Source organism: Thermaerobacter litoralis (assembly GCF_054654595.1).
In genome coordinates this window covers 353667-370276 of record NZ_BAAIES010000004.1, presented here as the reverse complement: position 1 = coordinate 370276, position 16610 = coordinate 353667, and the positions used below count along the sequence as shown (strand labels likewise).

The 16610-nt window shown below is 74.3% G+C and carries 15 protein-coding genes, 5 tRNA genes and 1 pseudogene; 15 read left to right on the top strand and 6 right to left on the bottom strand.

All coding sequences use genetic code 11. The features are described 5' to 3' along the window. Positions 1–51 precede the first annotated feature (51 nt). From ACYQ02_RS03375 to ACYQ02_RS03360, 4 genes are all read left to right on the top strand, one after another. Positions 52–513 (top strand): tRNA (cytidine(34)-2'-O)-methyltransferase, encoded by a 462-nt coding sequence (locus tag ACYQ02_RS03375; protein WP_460039014.1) that lies wholly within the window; start codon positions 52–54, stop codon positions 511–513. A 163-nt stretch (positions 514–676) separates the two neighbouring features. Next, a complete protein-coding gene (locus ACYQ02_RS03370; RefSeq protein WP_460039013.1) occupies positions 677–2251 on the top strand; it encodes a hypothetical protein in 1575 nt (524 codons plus the stop codon). A gap of 282 nt (positions 2252–2533) precedes the next feature. Beyond that, positions 2534–3811 carry a nitrilase-related carbon-nitrogen hydrolase gene (locus ACYQ02_RS03365; protein ID WP_460039012.1) on the top strand — a complete coding sequence of 426 codons (1278 nt, stop codon included), beginning with the start codon at positions 2534–2536 and terminating at the stop codon, positions 3809–3811. 701 nt (positions 3812–4512) lie between these two features. Beyond that, positions 4513–4935, top strand: coding sequence for a hypothetical protein (locus tag ACYQ02_RS03360; protein WP_460039011.1), 423 nt, complete (start codon positions 4513–4515; stop codon positions 4933–4935). Between the two features lie 428 nt (positions 4936–5363). Here the strand turns inward: ACYQ02_RS03360 and ACYQ02_RS03355 are convergent, their stop codons facing one another. After that, positions 5364–5882: a cell division protein FtsI gene (locus ACYQ02_RS03355; RefSeq protein ID WP_460039010.1), complete on the bottom strand. Its 519-nt coding sequence runs from the start codon at positions 5880–5882 to the stop codon at positions 5364–5366. Positions 5883–6034: 152 nt separating this feature from the next. Then, positions 6035–6370 carry an acylphosphatase gene (locus tag ACYQ02_RS03350; protein WP_460039009.1) on the bottom strand — a complete coding sequence of 112 codons (336 nt, stop codon included), beginning with the start codon at positions 6368–6370 and terminating at the stop codon, positions 6035–6037. Between the two features lie 141 nt (positions 6371–6511). Between ACYQ02_RS03350 and ACYQ02_RS03345 the strand changes: the two genes are divergently transcribed. Continuing rightward, positions 6512–6952, top strand: a complete 441-nt coding sequence (locus ACYQ02_RS03345; protein WP_460039008.1) for a sulfite exporter TauE/SafE family protein — start codon at positions 6512–6514, stop codon at positions 6950–6952. Between the two features lie 226 nt (positions 6953–7178). Next, positions 7179–7541, top strand: a pseudogene (locus ACYQ02_RS03340) (sulfite exporter TauE/SafE family protein); the annotation flags it as partial. 6 nt (positions 7542–7547) lie between these two features. On the opposite strand, the gene ACYQ02_RS03335 reads toward ACYQ02_RS03340, so the two are convergent. Both ACYQ02_RS03335 and ACYQ02_RS03330 read right to left on the bottom strand, forming a co-directional pair. Further along, positions 7548–8000, bottom strand: coding sequence for a DUF441 domain-containing protein (locus ACYQ02_RS03335; protein ID WP_460039040.1), 453 nt, complete (start codon positions 7998–8000; stop codon positions 7548–7550). A gap of 230 nt (positions 8001–8230) precedes the next feature. After that, positions 8231–8746 (bottom strand): hypothetical protein, encoded by a 516-nt coding sequence (locus ACYQ02_RS03330; RefSeq protein WP_460039007.1) that lies wholly within the window; start codon positions 8744–8746, stop codon positions 8231–8233. Between the two features lie 237 nt (positions 8747–8983). On the opposite strand from ACYQ02_RS03330, the gene ACYQ02_RS03325 reads away from it, so the two are divergent. The 5 genes from ACYQ02_RS03325 (at position 8984) to ACYQ02_RS03305 (ending at position 11201) form a co-directional block, all read left to right on the top strand. Next, entirely contained in the window at positions 8984–9205 is a 222-nt protein-coding gene (locus ACYQ02_RS03325; protein WP_006903995.1) for a NifU family protein, read from the top strand. Positions 9206–9289: 84 nt separating this feature from the next. Further along, positions 9290–9991, top strand: a complete 702-nt coding sequence (locus ACYQ02_RS03320) for a hypothetical protein (protein ID WP_460039006.1) — start codon at positions 9290–9292, stop codon at positions 9989–9991. A gap of 80 nt (positions 9992–10071) precedes the next feature. Continuing rightward, the gene (locus tag ACYQ02_RS03315) at positions 10072–10503 is read left to right on the top strand and encodes a PPC domain-containing DNA-binding protein (protein ID WP_460039005.1); all 432 of its coding nucleotides are present in this window, start codon (positions 10072–10074) and stop codon (positions 10501–10503) included. 425 nt (positions 10504–10928) lie between these two features. After that, positions 10929–11000, top strand: a tRNA-Val gene (locus ACYQ02_RS03310). A gap of 128 nt (positions 11001–11128) precedes the next feature. Next, positions 11129–11201: transfer RNA gene (locus ACYQ02_RS03305), tRNA-Phe, on the top strand. Positions 11202–11349: 148 nt separating this feature from the next. Here the strand turns inward: ACYQ02_RS03305 and ACYQ02_RS03300 are convergent. Further along, complete coding sequence (locus ACYQ02_RS03300) at positions 11350–12747, bottom strand: alkaline phosphatase (RefSeq protein WP_460039004.1); 1398 nt, start codon at positions 12745–12747, stop codon at positions 11350–11352. Positions 12748–13051: 304 nt separating this feature from the next. Here ACYQ02_RS03300 and ACYQ02_RS03295 point away from each other — a divergent pair, with 304 nt between their 5' ends. Continuing rightward, the gene (locus tag ACYQ02_RS03295) at positions 13052–13276 is read left to right on the top strand and encodes a DUF1540 domain-containing protein (protein ID WP_460039003.1); all 225 of its coding nucleotides are present in this window, start codon (positions 13052–13054) and stop codon (positions 13274–13276) included. A gap of 277 nt (positions 13277–13553) precedes the next feature. Here ACYQ02_RS03295 and ACYQ02_RS03290 read toward each other — a convergent pair whose 3' ends face one another. Next, the gene (locus ACYQ02_RS03290; protein WP_460039002.1) at positions 13554–15359 is read right to left on the bottom strand and encodes a M3 family oligoendopeptidase; all 1806 of its coding nucleotides are present in this window, start codon (positions 15357–15359) and stop codon (positions 13554–13556) included. 251 nt (positions 15360–15610) lie between these two features. Between ACYQ02_RS03290 and ACYQ02_RS03285 the strand changes: the two genes are divergently transcribed. The 3 genes from ACYQ02_RS03285 to ACYQ02_RS03275 all read left to right on the top strand — a co-directional run bounded on the left by ACYQ02_RS03285 (position 15611) and on the right by ACYQ02_RS03275 (position 16587). Next, a tRNA-Gly gene (locus tag ACYQ02_RS03285) sits at positions 15611–15685 on the top strand. A gap of 410 nt (positions 15686–16095) precedes the next feature. Further along, positions 16096–16167: transfer RNA gene (locus ACYQ02_RS03280), tRNA-Cys, on the top strand. A gap of 344 nt (positions 16168–16511) precedes the next feature. After that, positions 16512–16587 (top strand) — tRNA-Val (locus ACYQ02_RS03275). The last annotated feature ends 23 nt before the right edge of the window (positions 16588–16610 follow it).

Sequence of the window (16610 nt, the reverse complement as noted above, 5' to 3'; positions counted from 1 at the left end):
CCTGTCGACGGGTGTCCTGCCGGATGCGGGCAGGAGGTCCTTACGGAATCGATGTTCGACGTCGTCCTGGTGGCGCCGGAGATCGCCCCCAACACGGGCAACGTCGCCCGCACCTGTGCCGTGACCGGGGCGCGCCTGCACCTGGTGCGGCCCCTGGGATTCCGGCTCAGCGACCGCATGCTCAAGCGGGCGGGCATGGATTACTGGAACCACGTGGAATGGCAGGTCCACGACACCTGGGACGACCTGCTGGCCGCCTTGCCCGCAGGGCGTTTCTGTTACCTCGACCCGGGTGGCGACCTCTGGTACAGCCAGCTGCGCTTTGCGCCCGGCGACGTGCTGGTCTTCGGCAGCGAGTCGCGGGGGCTTCCCCCGGGGCTGAGCGCACGGCGGCCCGGCCCGATCCTGCGCGTCCCCATGCGCCCCGGCCTGCGGTCGCTCAACCTGGCCAGTACGGTCGCCCTGGTGCTCTATGAAGCCTACCGGCAACAAGGCTTCCCGGGCATGGCGTGACGCCGGCCGGCGGCTGTCGCCGGCGCCGCCGCTGGCCAAACGGCAGCCGAGGTCTGGCCCGCCGGCCGGACGGTGGCCAGGGGCCGGCCCCCGGAGGACGGCGGCCAAGGGCCCCTGCCGGGTACAGCAGGGCCGCCCGGCTCAGAAATGGGGTGGAGAGCCCATGCGGGCGTTGCGGGTGGTGGCGGTTCCCGTGCGGGTGGAACCGGTCCCCCACCTCGAGGCGGCACGGCACGGCTTGCTGGCCGCGGTCCTCGAGGGGTACCGCCGGCTGGCCGGCGCGGAGGCGACCCGCGCCTTGGCGCCACGCTTGCTGCAGCCGGCCTCGCAACGGGCGGGACCGGCCGACGGGGCCGGTTCCCAAAGCACGCGGCGGCCGGCGGGGCGCCCCCTGGGGTCCCCGGCCGGAACGCCGGCTGCCGCCCCGCCCCCGGCAAGCCCGGGACGGGCCGCGGGCCTGGTCGTCCTTCCCGCCCTCGCCGGCCTTCTGCCCCTGGGGGCGCTGGCCGGCGAGCCGCCGCGCTGGGATGGACGCCTGGCGGCTCTGGCCCAGCGCTACGGGGAGGCCGCTGCCGAGGCCTGGTTCGACTGGTCGGCCCATGCGGCGCGCACCCTGGGGATCTACCTTTGCCCGGGCACGGTGGTCCTTCCCCGGGACGACGGCTTCGAGCACGTGGCGGTGTGCTTCGGCCCCGACGGGCGGCTGCTGGCCCGCCAGGCCCAGCTCCACAGCGGGCCGGCGGACGCGACCGTCGGGCTGGTGCCGGGGGACGACTGGGCGTCCTTCCCTGTTGCGGGTTGGACGGCGACCCTGGTCGTCGGCCGGGACGGGTGGATCCCGGAGGTCGGCCGCTGGGCCAGCCTGGAGGGCGTGCGGCTGGTGATCCACCCGGGTCACGCGCCGGCGCCGGCATCCCGCTGGGAGCTGGTCGCCGGGCCCTGGCAGGTGGTCCAGCAGACCCAGGTGTACTGGGTCCATGCCGCTGCCGGCGGCGCCGTCGGCGGGCGCGCGCTGGCCCCGCAGGGGGCCGTTTTCGCTCCCTGCGAGATCACGCCCGAGGGGCGGGGTTGGCTGGCCTGGGACGACACCGGGGAGGCGGTGGCCGCCCTGCTGGAGGCGGATCCCCTCGAGGCCATCCGCCAGCGCTACCCCCTGGACCGGTATCTCAACCCGGGACTCTATCTCCGCTACCTGCTCCCGGCCTATCGCCGGCTGGCGGAGCAGCAGGTCCCGGCCGCGATGGCGGACGCCGAACCCCCTGGCCCCGGGGCGGCGCCTGGGATGCCGCCCGCGGATCGCGAGCGTGGGGAGGGGTCCGGAGCGGAGTCCGGGGCTGGCGACAACCACCGCCCGGCTGGGCGGGGGACACGGCGGAGGCGCCGGCGCCGGGCCCGCAAGGCGGCGGCGGGGTCAGCCCCGGTCTCCGCGGCCGTGGAGGCGGCCCGCGACGGCGGGGCTGACCCGACCGGTGCCAGGCCGGCCCCGGTGGCGGTCGGGCCCCAGGGCCCAGACAGGGCGACCCGTTCCGGGGCCACGGCCGGGCCGGCCCCGGCGGCAGCCGCCGCCTGGGCCGCCTCCACCGGGGCGGAAGGGGCGGCGCAGGACGAGCCGGCCCCCGCATCGGCGGCGGAGCCGGACCCCACCCGCCGGCGCCGCCGCCGGCGGCGACGGCGCCGGGGTCGCGGGAACCAGGATGGCCATGCCTCCGGCGCGCCGCCCGGGCCCGGCGGGGCGTAGCCGCCCAGGGGCGCAAAAGGGCCCGGGGAGCCAACCGGTGGCGCCCGCGGAAACCGGCACCCGCGGAAACCGGTGGACGCGGAAATCCGGTGGAGATCCCCGCGAAAATCCTTGCGGAACTCCCGAAGGGCCACGGCAGCCGGCGTGGAAGGGGAACCCCGCCACGCCTGCTGGATGGGGCGGAAGACCCCGGGGGCGGGACGAACGCCGCAGCCCTGCGGGCGGGGCGGCGCCACCGGAGGGGAAGGACGCGCAACCGGCCGGCAAGAGGGGGGCGGTGGGATGGGCAGCCGCTGGTGGCAGGCCTTTCAGCAACAAGCCTTTCGCCTGATCCTCCGCTGGACGGCCCGGGGCGGGCCCATCCGCCGCACAGTGGCCGCCATGGGGATCCGGCGCAGCCCCAACCTCCGCCGGCTCGATCCGGCTCGGGTCCGGGTGGCGGCGGTCCAGCTGGAGCTCCAGACCTTCCGGCGGCCGGAGGACTTCACCCGCTGGGTGGCCGAGCCCTTGGGCCGGGCCGTGGCCGACGGCGCCCAGCTGGTGGCCTTTCCCGAAGACGTGGGCCTGGCCCTGCTCGGCCTGCTGCCCGGGTTCGACCAGCTGGCCTCCGCGCCGTCCCCCGAGGCCGCCCTGGCCGGCCTGGGTGACGTGGCGGTGGCCGACATCTTCCGCTTTCTCGGGCCCGCGGTGGGCCGGATCTACCACACCACCTTCTCCACCCTGGCCCGGGCCCACGGCGTGTTCGTCCACGGCGGCAGCGTCATGTTGCCCCGGGGCCGCAACCTCTACAACTTTGGTTTCCTCTATGGTCCCGACGGCCGCCGGGTGGGCCTGCACGCCAAGACCCACCTGCTGCCCCTGGAGGCCGAGTGGGGCGTCTGTCCGGGGGATGCCCTGGAGGTCTACGAGACGGTTCTCGGCCGGATCGGCATCCCCGTCTGCATGGACGCCACCTACTTCGAGACCTTCCGGCTGCTGGCCCTGGATGGTGCCGAGATCGTGGTCGTCCCCATCGCCAACCCCGAGCCTTACAACGAGTGGCATGCCCGCCGCGGCACGTGGGCGCGGGTCCAGGAGACGCCCGTCTACGGCATCGTCCCGGCCCTGGTGGGCCGGCTCCTGGGCATCGAGTTGACCGGCCGGGCGGCGGTGTACGCGCCGCTGGCGCTGAGCCCGGCCGGCGACGGCGTGCTGGCCCAGGCCTCCACCTGGGACCGGCCGGAGGTCGTCGTCGCCGATCTCGACCTGGTCCGCCTGCGCGAGTACCGGCAGCGCAGCGGCTTCCCGGGGTCCCTGCGCCCCGACCTATACGACCGCTTCCTCGAGCCGGCCTATCGGCGCCTGCTGGAGGAACCGGCCGGTCCGGCGGGGCGCGCCGCCCGGACCCGGGGCGTGACCCCGGGCTCCCCCGATCCGTCGCCTTCGGGGCCTTCTTCGCCCGCTTGGCCTCCTACCCCGGCGGGGCCGGACGCCCGGCCGCCCGCTTCCCCCAACCGGCGGCGGATGTCCCGCCAGGACGCCCGACCGCCGGTCCCCAGCGAAGCGGGCCGGCCGCGCTAGGGATCGCCGCTGGGGCCGTCGCGGGGCCTCTGGACCCCGGCTCCGATGGCTCCTGGCCGCCCCCGGCCTACGGCCCACGGACTACAGAGTCCCGGCCACCAGGCTGCGGCCTCCGGCCCGGGGCCCCGGCCTGCGTCCACCGGCCACGGGCGGGGGCTCCTCGCCTGCGGGCTTCCGGCTACGGCCGGCGATCTCCCGGCCAGAGCCTACGGTCCACGGCCTGCGGCCCGCGGCCCCCAGCCTCCGTCCTGCTGCCCGCGACGCATGGGGGGATCGTTCCGCCGGCCGCGCGCCGCAACCCCCTCCAGGAGCTTTCCGTCCGCCCGGCCCCTCACGGCGCCGGGAGGGCCGGCGCATACTTTCCCTTGCTGGAGAAAGGTTAGAACCGGTTCAACCCGTTGGTTCGGCGGCTCCGGCTCGGGCCAGCGGCCGTACCAGGGGGACGGGCGGGGCCAGGACGGGTTTGGAGGGCCAGCGCGGTGAGGGGGGACGAACCCGCCGTGAGGGCAAGGGGAATCCGGCCGATGTCAGCGTGGGCAGAGCAAGGACCCTGCGAGCGAGTGGCGTCGAGGCAGGGGCCGGGCCGTACCCCAGGACCCCTAGGCGCAACCGGGGGGCGGCCGGTCCGGCGCGGGGCCGTCGCCCGCGGCCTGTGGCCGGTCGCGGTGGTGCTGGTGGGGCTGGGGTTGGGTGGCTGCGCCATGGGGGGCGGGGGCGGCGGGGGCGGCCAGGCGAAGCCGTCGCCGGAAGAGGTTCGTTCGGCGGTCCGCCAGGAGCTGCAAAGTCCCGAGATGCAGGCCCAGATCCAGCAGATCATCACCCAACAGGTGCAGATGCTGACGGCCCAGCAGATCATGTTGACGCCGGAAGGCCAGAAGCAGCTGGTCCAGCAGTTGAAGACCGTGGCCAGTTCGCCCCAGGGCCAGATGGCGATGCAGACCGGCGTTCAGGAGTTCCTCCGCTCGCCCCAGGGCCAGCAGATGATCCGTCAGGCCGTGACGATGCAACTGCAGCAGATGCTGAGCGGCGCCGGCGGCGGGGGCGGCGGTGGCATGGGCGGGGGTGGCGGTGGCGCCGGGGGCGGCATGGGCGGCGGCGGAGGTGGCGGTGGCGGCGGTGGCTGAGCCCGGCCCGGTGCGAGCAGGCTAGGCGTGCTGGGCCTGAGCCCGTCCCGCTGCCTGCGAACGCGCCGGCGTGCCGCGCCTGAGCCCACCCCTGTGCGAACGGGCCCGGCGTGCTGGGCCTGAACCCACCCCGCTGCGAAGGCCAGGCTTGCTGGACCTGGCGCGGCCCCGTCTGCGCAGGCCCGGCGCGCCGCGCCTGAGCCCGCCCCGAGTGCGAGCGGGCCGGGCTTGCCGCGCCTACGCCGGCCCCGCTCCGAGCGGGCCGTGCGTCCCGGGACGCAGCCGGCTCCCTTGCAGGCGTGCCGGGCGTTCGCCGGACCGGCCGGTGACGCTCATGAAGAGAACGGGACGAGCCGGCCCCCGCGTCGGAGCCGGCTCGTCGCGCCTGTGGGCGGGCACCCGTCCTCCCCACGCGCCCGGTGCGGCCGTCAGCCGCTGGTCTCCCGCTGGCCGGATCCTTCACCTTGCCGGGACCGGCCGGTTCCTTGTGCCCCGCCGGCGCCGCGCGGCCGCTCGGGGGCCGGTGGGGTGGCCGGTGACGGCGTGACGACCCCCGCACCCGGGGGGTCGGACCGCCGCAACTGGGGTGCGTCGCGGAACTCCTCCGGATGGGTGGCGAACTGCTGGAATCCCACGCTGTTGGATACCGGGTTGTAGGGGACCGGGGTGTCGACCCCTTCGCCTTCCCCGCGGTGGACCCACTCGGGACCCCACGGCGCGGCGGCGGCGGAGGTCAGCGGGTTGAGGCCCTGGTCGGCCGCCGGATTGGCCGGATCCCCCGTTCGGTGGCGGGCCCCGGCAGCGCGACCAGCCGCAGCGCCGTCGCCGCCTTCGCCGGCCGCATGCCCGGCCACGCGCCCGGCCGGGGCTCCGGGGCGATCGCCCGATCCACCCGGCCCCGTCGTCCGGGCCTCCGGCTCGCCATCCCCTGTGGGTCGCTGGGACACGGGATCACCTCCCGCGCCTAGCGTGCCCCGGAGCGGGGTGGGGGCCACGCCGGAGCGGGCCTCCACCCCACGGCCCTGCCGGCCGGCTCTCCGGGAAGAGCCGGTGCCGGGGCCCGGTGGCCGGCGTGGCCCCGCCGTCCAGGTGCGGCCGCCTAGGCGATGCCGAAGCCCGGAGGCAGGCCTGCCGGTTCGTCCCAGCGGACCTCGAGCCCGGTCACGCGGGCGGCGGGCGGCCCCTGGCGGAGGGCCTCCACCAGCGACTGGAGGGCTTCGGTCTCCCCCTCGGCCACTACGGTGACCGTGCCGTCGGGGTTGTTGCGCGCCAGGCCCCGCAGGCCAAGGGGAAGGGCCCGGGCGCGGACGAAGGCCCGGTAGCCCACGCCCTGCACGTGGCCGTGGACCACGACCTCGACCCGGGCCGGGCGGCGGGCCGCTGCCGCCGTTCCCTCGGCAGGGGCGGGTTCGTCCGGCGAGTGGGTTGGTGCCATGGGCATTCACCTCGCCTTCACTGTGCCACACGCGGGCCGGGGTGGGCACGCTAAGCCACGGGCGCGGGGCCACCCGGGCCCCAGTGTGGCCGGCGAGCCCGGAGAAGGGGAGATCGGGGAGGGAGGGGGACGGAATGAGCGATGAGCGATTGCACCCGGCGCGGCGACCTTGAAGAGGCTGACCCGGCGCCCGGGGGCGGCGATCCACCGGCCCCCTGGCGCGCCACTGCCGGGTGGGCGCCCGTGATGGCGGGTTTTCTCGTCGGGGGTGTCAACGGCCTGCTGGGGGTGGGCGGTGGAACCCTGCTCGTGCCGGCGCTGGTCTACTGGTTCGGCTTGCCCGATCACCGGGCCCACGGGACGTCGATCCTGGTGGTCGGGCTGACCTCCATCATCAGCGCCTGGGTGTACGCGCGGCGCGGCCTGGTCGAACCGGCCCTGGCCTGGCAGGTGGCCCTGGGGGGTATGGTGGGGGCGGCCCTCGGGGCCCGCTGGATGGAGCGGCTCCGGCCCAGGGCCCTGCGCCGGGTCTACGGCTGGTTCCTCCTGCTCTTGGGGCTGCGGATGGCCGTGTGGGGGTGAGAAGGCTGCCAGCCGCTGGGACCGCTCCAGCCGAGCAGGGACCGCCGCGGCCCAGTGGGACCGCTCTAGCCGAGCAGGACCGCCGCGGCCCGGTGGGATCACCGCAGCCGGGCAGGACCGCCGTAGCCGGGCAGCACCACGCGGCCGGCGGGACCGCCGCAGCCGGGCAGGACCACGCGGCTGGCGCGACCACCGCAGCCGGGCGTCTGGAGGGTGGGGTGGTGGCGTGGGCTTTCCCTGGGCCGCTCTGGTGGCGGCCGCCACGGGCATCCTGAGCGGCCTGTCCATCGGCGGCGGGTCCGTGCTGGTGCCCGCCCTGGTGCTGCTGCTGAACGTGCCCCAGCCCGTGGCCCAAGGGGTCGTGCTGGCCACCTTTCCCGCGGTGGCGCTGGTGGCCGCGTGGATCCACTGGCGCCACGGGTTCCTCCGCTGGCGGCTGGCCCTGCGGGTGACGGCCGGCAGTGCGGCCGGCGCCTGGCTGGGCGCCCAGCTGGGGACCAGCGCGCCCGAGGAGCTGCTCCGGCGCCTCTTCGGCGTCTACCTGGTGCTGATCGGTAGCTATGCCCTGTACCGGAGCCGGAGGGCGCGGCCGGGGCTAGCCGCGCCCGCGCAACAGGGTCAGCAGTTCCAGGAGGACCGCGGCGAATCCGGCCGCGGTGAGCGGTCCCACGGGGATGCCCTGGAAGAACGCCACGCCCACCAGCGTGCCGAAGATCAACCCGATGATGACGTGGGGGTTCTGCTCCAGCAGCACGATGCCCCGGGCGCCCAGGACCGCCGCGACGAAGCCCGCCACGAGCCCGGCGTAGCCGGCCAGGCCACCGCGGACGAAGGACTGGACGGTTTGCTGGAGGGTGACCTGGCCGTCGGCGAAGGGGATGAGCACCGCCACGATGAGCAGGATCAGCCCCAGGGACATGGCGTGCTGCTCGAGGGCGGGGAGCAGCGACGCAAAGCCCAGGAGCCGCAGCAGCAGGAGGATCCCCGCCGCGGCCGTGACCAGCGGGTTGCGACCCAGGGCACCCAGGCCAAGGATGGCTAGAAGCACCAGATCCGGTTGACCCAACCTGCGACGACCTCCCGCCCGCCCCGCCTAACCATACGCGCAGAACCGGTGGGATAGACGGAGGCCGGTACGGCAGGTCTGGCCAGGTGGAACCGGACCGCGGGCACGCCGGCGGGGCCGGGAGGCCCCGCCGAGCGGTCCCCGGCGCATCGCCAGCTCGAATGGGACGCGGGTGCCAAGGGCGAGGGCCGCCCGCCCCCCGCCCCCCGCCGTCATACCCAGGCCGGTCCGCCCAGGGTGGCAGGCAGCGCCGGCCGGCGTCGACCCGAACTCCAGCCCGTCCCGGTCCCGGCGGGGACGGGAATGGGGGCGTGGCGTCCCGTCGCGAGACCCGGCCACGCCGTTCCCGGAACCGGCCCGGCCGGTACGGGAACCGGCCCTGCCCCGCCCGTCGCCGAGCCTCCAGGGACCGGACGGGGCCCCACAGCCGCGGGCGCCCCCATGGAGTGCGCCGGTCCCGGCCAGGCCGAGTCCAGGCGCGGCCCCAGGGGAGCCGTCACCTGCCGCCCGGCCCGGGGCGGCTGCCCCGCGGCGGTGGGTGCGCCGCCGCCGGGAGGAACCTGCTGCGCCAGGAGGGCTTCCGCCCGCAACACGGCCTGCTGGACCAGCCGGCCGCACTCCCGGGCGGGCACGGCCCCCCAGCCGTACCGCGCCACGATGTCGTGGACGCCCAGGTCGCGCGCCAGGTCCTCCCGCAGCGCTTCCGACATCAGGCGACGTCGTGCCATGGTGGTTCCCTCCAGGCCCTGACATGAACAGGGCCAGGACTTAGTCTGCGGGCCGCTCGGCGTGCCCAGTCTGCCAAGCCGTGGCGGCCGGGGCGCTGCCCGTGTCTCGGGTGGACGCGGGCGGGGACGCTTCCAGGTATAATGGGAGCGAGACGGGATCCAGTCCCGGCGGACCGACCCGCCGCGGGAGAGGACCACCCGCGCTCAAAGCGCGGGTCCACGGGAGGACGAAAGGCCATGCGCGAACAGGTGGAACAGGCCCTGGAGTCGATTCGCCCCGCGATCCAGATGGACGGCGGTGATATCGAGCTGGTCGACGTCGACGAGAATGGGGTCGTCCGGGTACGCCTGATCGGCGCCTGCGTCGGCTGCCCGATGTCGATCATGACGCTCAAGGCGGGCATCGAGCGCATCCTGCGCGAGCGGGTCCCGGGCGTCACCGACGTGGAGGCCGTCTGAGGCCCGGCGGCCTGGCGGCCCGGCTTGCCCGTCCGCGGCCAACGTTGGACGACCCAGCCGTTGCAAGGAGGCCCAACGACCAACGTGACCTGGTTGACCGCGGGGCTGCACGCCGCCGGCGGCGTCCTGGCCCTGGTCTTCGCGGCGGAGGTAGGGCGGAGCTACCTGCGGCGGCGAGCCCCGAGCTCGCTGTGCTGGTTCGTCGCCCTGCTCCTCTTTGCCTTGACCGCCCTGGCGGACGCGGGCGCCTCCCTGGCCGGGTGGACGCCCTGGCTCTATCGCCTCTGGTACGTGGCCGCCGCGTGGCTGGTGGCCGCCTTCGGGGCGGGCACCGCCTACCTGGTCCTGCGGCGTGCCTGGGCCCACGGGATCCTGGCCGTGCTGGCGGCCATCGGCGTGGCCATGCTGGTCACGGCGGCGCGCACCCCGGTCGACGTGGCCGCCCTGGCGGGGGGCGGGCCGGTGGGCGGCGAGGGGTGGGCGGAGGGGACGGTTCGCGTCTTCTCGCCCCTGCTCACGGTTCCCGGTGCGCTGCTGCTCTTGGGCGGCGCCGCGGTGTCCTGGTGGCGGACGCGCCACCCCTATGCCCTCTGGCTGATGGCGGGGACGCTGGTCCTCTCGTCGGGGGGCGCGCTGACGCGGTTCGGCGTACCCGCCGTCCTTCCGGCGGCCAACCTGGTGGGCGTGTGGATGCTGTACCGCGGGCACCGGCTGTCCCGGGCCGCCCATCGCGTCCACCGGGACGAACCGGCCTCCGGCGCCGGCGCGGGTCCGGGGAGCCGCTGAGACGGGAAGGCGCCAGGCGATGGCCGACGCCGAAAGGAAAAGCCGCAGGCCGCGGAAGCGCAAAAGGGGAGGCGGAGCGGTTGCCGGAGTTTGCCGTCAAGCGCGTCCTCGTCGGGCGGTTGCGCCGGGGCGATGACATCCTGGAGGCGCTGGGCCGCCTGGCTCGGGACCACGGGATCATCGTCGGCTGGGTCCAGCTGCTGGGCGCGGTCGAGCGGGCCCGGCTGGCCTTCTACGACCAAGGGGAGCAGCGCTACGGCGACTTCACCCTGGACGAACCCGCCGAGATCCTGACGGGGACGGGCAACATCAGCCGCAGCGCGGGCTCCGACGCGCCCTTCGTCCACCTCCATCTGACGCTGGGAGACGCGCAAGGTCGGGCCTGGGGCGGCCACGTGCTGGAAGGTACCCGGGTCTTCGCCTGTGAGTACGCCATTTGGGAACTGGAGGGGCCGGTGCTGGAACGGGCGCCGGACGGGGAGACAGGCCTCAAGTTGTGGCCGCCGGCCTGATGCGACCGGCCGGCCTAATCCGACCGGCCGGTCGGGTCAGGCCGGGGCACCGGATGGATCCGTTCCGCTGCGTGGCGGCCGGTCGGCCATGGCGCCGGCGTTCGGCTCCCGATCGGCGGCGCTTGGCGATCGGCGGGAGTGCTGGCGTTCGGCGCCGGTGCTTGGTGTTCGACAGCGATGCGTTCGGCGGCGGTGTATTCGGCTGCGACGCCGGCGATCGGATGCGGTGTCGGCGTTCGGCGGTGAAGCCGGCGCTCGGTCGCGGTTTCCGCCTTCGGCTGCGATACCGGCGACCGCGGGACCTTTACCCCAGCGTCCGCCGGATGCTATACTGGGCGCCGTCCCGATCAGGTCGCATATCGCACGACGACGGCCCGATCAGGGATCGGGCATGGGGGAGCAGGGCAAACAGCGCAGGTCACGATGGGCGAATAGCTCAGCGGCAGAGCACTCGCCTTACAAGCGAGGGGTCCCAGGTTCGAGTCCTGGTTCGCCCACCCACCGGATCGAACGAATCGCGGGGGCAAGCACCAGTTGCTGCCTTGCGACGAGCGGTCCGATTGCAGTATAGTAAGGGGCGGTTCCCGCGCCGCCGGCGCGGCGCGCAAATCGCAGATCCGCCCATGGCCCGGTAGCTCAGTAGGTAGAGCAGGGGACTGAAAATCCCCGTGTCGGCGGTTCGATTCCGCCCTGGGCCACAACGAAGAAACCCGCGTGGCGCAAGGCCTCGCGGGTTTTCTGTTAGTGGCTCCAGCCGCATCTTGATCACCGTTGGACGGCGTTGTGTAGCGACTGTGTAGCAAATATGCAGCAAACCCCTCCCATCCTCGGCTCCCCCTCGTCCCGTCACCGCTCCTCCCGCCACCCGAAGGCCGCGGCGATGATCCGGGCCACGTCGGTATTGTCAAGAAGCCCGTCGACCCCCTGTGCACCGGGACCGAGCGCCAGCAAGGGGACCGGCGCGCCCGTGTGGTTCGGGACGGCCGAGGCGGCACAAAAGCCCTGTCCTTGCGGCGTGGCCAGCGGGCGGGCCGGTGGCGGGCAGGGGAGCTTGGGATCGCTGCTGTAGCCGTCACCGCGCCCGGGGATGCTGAGTCCACCCGTCTCGTGATCGCCGGTGACCAGGAGGAGGGTGTCGGGGTGGCGCCGGGCGAAGTCCAGGGCGACGCCCACCGCCGCGTCGAGCCCCTGGGCGGCGGCGATGGCGCCTTCGATCAGGCCGGCGTGGCCGAAGCCGTCGGTGCCCTCCTCCTCCACCAGCAGGAAGAACCCGTCCGGATCGCGCGCCAGCACGTCCAGCGCCCGCCGGGTCATGGCGGCCAGGGTGGGGACGGCCGGTTCCACCCATCCGGGGGCGAGACCGTCCAGTGCGGGCTGGGCAGGCACGCCGGTACGGACCGGGACGCCTTGGGATCCGTAGAGGAGGGGGTACAGCTCCTTGTCCGCGAAAAGTCCCAGGACCCGCATCCCGGGCCGGACCCGCAGCCCCTCCAGCTCGGCCGGGCGGCAGATCACGGTGTAGCCCCGCTGGCGTGCCTCCGCTAGCAGGTTGCGGCCGTCGCTGCGCCGGCCCGGCAAGGGGTGGCAGCCCTTTTCCTCCACGGGGAGGAAGTCCTCTTCGCCGCCACCCAGCAGGACGTCGACCCCGGCGGCCAGGGTCTGGGCTGCGATGGTGGTGGTGTCGTCGCGGTCCGGCACGTGGGCGGCGAAGGCGGCGGGCGTGGCGTCGGCCAGGAAGGACGTGGTCACCAGCCCCGTCGCCTTACCGGCGGCTTGGGCCCGTTCCAGCACCGTCGTCAGCGGCCGTCCCTGGGGGTCGACGCCGACGGCGCCGTTGACCGTCTTGTGTCCCGTCGCCATGGCGGTCGCCGCGGCGGCCGAGTCGGTCACCAGGGAGTCGGCGGAGTGGGTGAGCACCCGGGCGCTCGCGGGCAAGGCGTCGACGGCCAGCCGGCCGTCCGGACCCTGGCCGGTCAACCGCGCCAGGTGGAGCAAGGCATCCCCCGCGCCGTCGCCCACCACCAGGATGACGTTGCGGGCCGGCGGCCCGGGTTCAGGCCCCGTGGTGCCGCCGGGAGTTTGGTGGACCGGCCGAGGCAGGGCGGCCGTGGTCGCCGCGGAGCCGGTGAGGACGATGGCCGCCACGGCCGCCAGCACGGCCCAGCGCCTCCGCACCGGCCGGCCCGCAGGGTCCCTCGACGCCGGCCGGGGTGCGGCCCCGACCGCCGTCCTGCGGTTCCCCATCGGGTCGTCCCTCCTTCCTCCAGAGAAGTAGAGAACCCGTCCTGGTCAAAGTTTTTCGGACAGGCGAGCCTGCGCTGGGACCTCCCGCGGGCCGCGGGTTGCGAAACGCGGGCCGGGTGCCCTCGGACCGCCGGCCGAACGCCCCGGCGCGCGCCCCGGCCGCCCGAGTGAGGAGTACTCCCTCCGTTCCGGCCCTGGCGGGCCAGCGCATCCCTGGCGCTCTGGATAAGGGCTGCCCACCGGGGCCATGCTTTTCCAGTGGAACCGGCAGCGGCACCCGAAGCCAGCGGAAGGGGGGACAGCCATGCTGATCGGGGTGCGGTGCACGGTGGCCGATTGCCACTACTGGCGGGAGGGGAACTATTGCGACGCCGAGCAGATCCTCATCACCCACGACTGGGTGAGCGAGCGGTTCCCCAACCGTATCGACGCCGCGGAGATCCGGGAGCTGTCGAACCAGGTGGGCGGCACGCCGGCCCGCCAGGCGACGGACACCTGCTGCAAGACCTTCGAGCCACGCCGGCGGTGACGGCGCCGGGCCCGGACCCGCAGGGTGGCCGAGCCGGTGCGGGAACCCGAGCGCCGGCCCCGAAGGGCCCAAGTCAGGCAGGCGTCGGGCCACGACACCGGGCCAAAACGAGGGCAACGAGGACAGGGCCGGGGGCGGCTGGGATCAGCCTGCCTCCGGCCCTGTCGCTCGCGTCCTCCCGCAAGCATTCATGGGCGACCGCGGGCCGCTGCGGCCCGCTGCGGCCGGCTGCTGCCCGCAGCGGGCCGTGACCGTGGAGCCGTGGTTGCGTAACGACTCAGCCCTTTCCGTCGGCCGAGCGGGCCAGGCGGAGGAACTCGTCCAGGGGCGCCAGGGCGGCGTCCAGGGCCTCCTCCCAGAAGGCGGGCCGGGTGAGGTCGACGCCCAGGTGCTTGCGGGCCAGGTCCTCCACGGTCATGCGGCCCGTGTCCTGGAGCAGGGCGGCGTAGCGCCGGGCGAAGGACGGCCCTTCGGCCTGGGCGCGGGCGTAGAGGCCCGAGCTGAACAGGAAGCCGAAGGTGTACGGGAAGTTGTAGAAGGGCGCCTCGGTGGCGTAGAAGTGCAGCTTCGAGGCCCAGAAGTACGGGTGGTACCGGCCGAGGCTGTCGTGATAGGCCTGGCGCTGGGCGTCCTCCATCAAACGGTTGAGCTCGGCCACGCTGACGGGGCCTTCGCGGCGGGCGGCGTAGAAGGCCGTCTCGAACAGGAAGCGGGCGTGGATGTTCATGCAGAAGGAGACGCCGTCCAGCACCTGCTGCTCGAGGAAGGCAAGCCGGCTCGTGGTGTCCGGTGCGTGGCGGATGGCGGCGTCGGTGACGACCCGCTCGGCGAAGGTGGAGGCCGTCTCGGCCAGGCTCATGGGGTAGTCCCGGGCCAGCAAGGGCAGTTCATCCATCAGCCACTGGTGGTAGGCGTGGCCCAGCTCGTGGGCCAGCGTCCCCACGTTGGAGGCGGTGCCCCCGAAGGTCATGAAGATCCGCGACTGGCGGCTCAGGGGGAAGCTGGTGCAGAAGCCGCCGGCCCGCTTGTTGGGGCGGTCTTCGGCTTCGATCCAGCGCTGGCTGAAGGCCTGTCGGGCCAGGGCGGCCAGGTCGTCGCTGAAGCGGGCGAACTGTTCGATGACGAACTCGGCCGCCTCGTCATAGGTCACCTTGCCCTGGGCGTGGAAGACGGGCACGTGGGCGTCGTACCAGGCGAGCCGCTCGACGCCCAGGCGTTCGGCCTTCCAGCGGAAGTACTCCAGCAGGGCGCCGCGCCGCCGGCTGACCGCGTCCCACATGGCCTCCAAGGTGGCCCGCTCCATGCGGTTCTCGTCCAGCGGCTCCTTGAGGATGTCCTCCCACCCGCGCCGGCGGTACCATTGCCAGCGGAAACCGGCCAGGTGGTTGAGGGCGGCGGCGATGACCTCCGCCTCCGCGCCCCAGGCTGCCTCCCAGCTGTCGAACACGGCGGCGCGCACGGTGCGATCCGGGTCTTCCAGCCGGTTGGCCGCCTGGCCCACGGAGAGCTCGAGCCGGCGGTCGCCTTCCTGGACGGGCACCCGGATGCGTCCCGCGACCAGCTCGTACAGGTCGCCCCAGGCGTGGTAGCCGTCGACGGCCAGCACGCTGGCCAGGGACTCCAGGGCGGGATCCATGCGCTCCCGGGCCCGCCGGCGGCGTTCGTCCAGGGCAAAGGCGACCTCCTTCAGACCGGGCTGCTCCAGCAAAGACGCCCAGTCCGCATCGCCGACGGCCAGAAGGTGCCGGTCCAGGCCGGTCCACAGGTTGCTGTAGGCGGCGCGCAACTCGCCGACGCGGGTGAGGAGCAGCCGGGCCCGCTCGTCGGTGGTGTCCTGGGAGACCAGGCAGAAGGTGAAGGCGCCGGCCTGGCCGAGGCGGGCACCGGCATCCTGCAAGGCGGCGACCAGTTGCGACCAGGGTTGCGGCCCGGCCGCGGGGTCCAGCTGCTCCACCTGCTGCTGGAGCTGGGCCAGGTCCTGGGCCAGGCGGGTCAGGAAGGCCTCGAACTGGGGTGAGCGGCTCCCGCCGGGGAAGAAGGCATCCAGGTCCCAGGTCGGGTTGTAACGGGCACTGACGGCCACGGGCACGTCCACCGTCCTTTCTATTTCCAGTACCGATCCTTCTTTTCGCACCGCGGGGGAAAAATGCCTGCCGGGGGCGGGGTGCCGGTGGGGTGGACAGGGGGCGGCGGCGCTGCTAAAATGAACGCCGCGGGACGGCCAGCTCGGCCGGCCGCCAAGGATGTGCGGGCTGTGGGCCGTCAAAGCACCCGGCACCCGCGGGAAGCCTGCGGGCACCTGCGGGAAGGATGCACGAGAAGAGCCGGCCCCATGCGGGAGTAGCTCAGGGGTAGAGCGTCTGCTTGCCATGCAGAAGGCCGCGGGTTCGAATCCCGTCTCCCGCTCCAGGTTCCTTCGGGACAGGTGATCGCCTGTCCCGTTTCGTTTCTCGGGCCGGTCCCAAGCGGGCCGAGACGGGACCGGTGGGGCCGCCAGGGTGTGGCTTTGCAGGCGGCGTCGGGGACGGTATAATCGGTTGCGCGGGCTGGCGCGCCGTTCCCTGGCCGCTGGATTCCACCCTCTCCGGGTCCGGAGGCATGGCCGGGCCGGGTACCGGTCCAGGCGCACCGGGGCGCGGAGGGCGCCCGTCCCCAGGCCGGCCGGTTCGTCACCGGGCCGTCCCTCGGGCGCCGCCGGATCTTGCACTCTGGGGTTCCCGCCTGGCGCGGTTGCAAGGCCCAGCGCGCGGCGCGGTTGCGCGGGGGTGCGGTCGCGAAGGGTCCACCCGCAAAGGACGGTACAACGGACAGCACGACATGGCCGCGTAGCCAAGTGGTAAGGCAGGGGCCTGCAAAGCCCTTACTCGCCGGTTCGAATCCGGCCGCGGCCTCAGCAGCACCCGGCGTGGGACCCGATCAGGGATGAGGGGTTGGCGGCACCGGGCGCGGATGGCGCCCATGGCTCGTGCAGCCGGCCCTCCGACCCGCCCCTCATGGCCCCGTCGGCGCGGGGCGCCGGGCGCGCGGCAGGAGGCGCGTTCGACACCGTTCGCCTTCCGGTGCTCGCTCCCGCGCCCACCTTGACAGGATGGCGGCCACGTTCCTATAATGCGTCCTGCCGGCCCGCCGCGGGCCCGGTCAGCCCGGCGATGAGGCCGGGCCACGACCGGACGGTCCAGGGAAACGGGGCACCACGCAACCAGCGGCCGGGAGGCCGCGCGAAGGCGCGAACAATGGGCGGTTAGCTCAGTTGGTAGAGCACGTCGTTGACGTCGACGGGGTCAGTGGTTCGAGTCCACTACCGCCCACCAAGGGCACCGGAAGCAACCCGGTG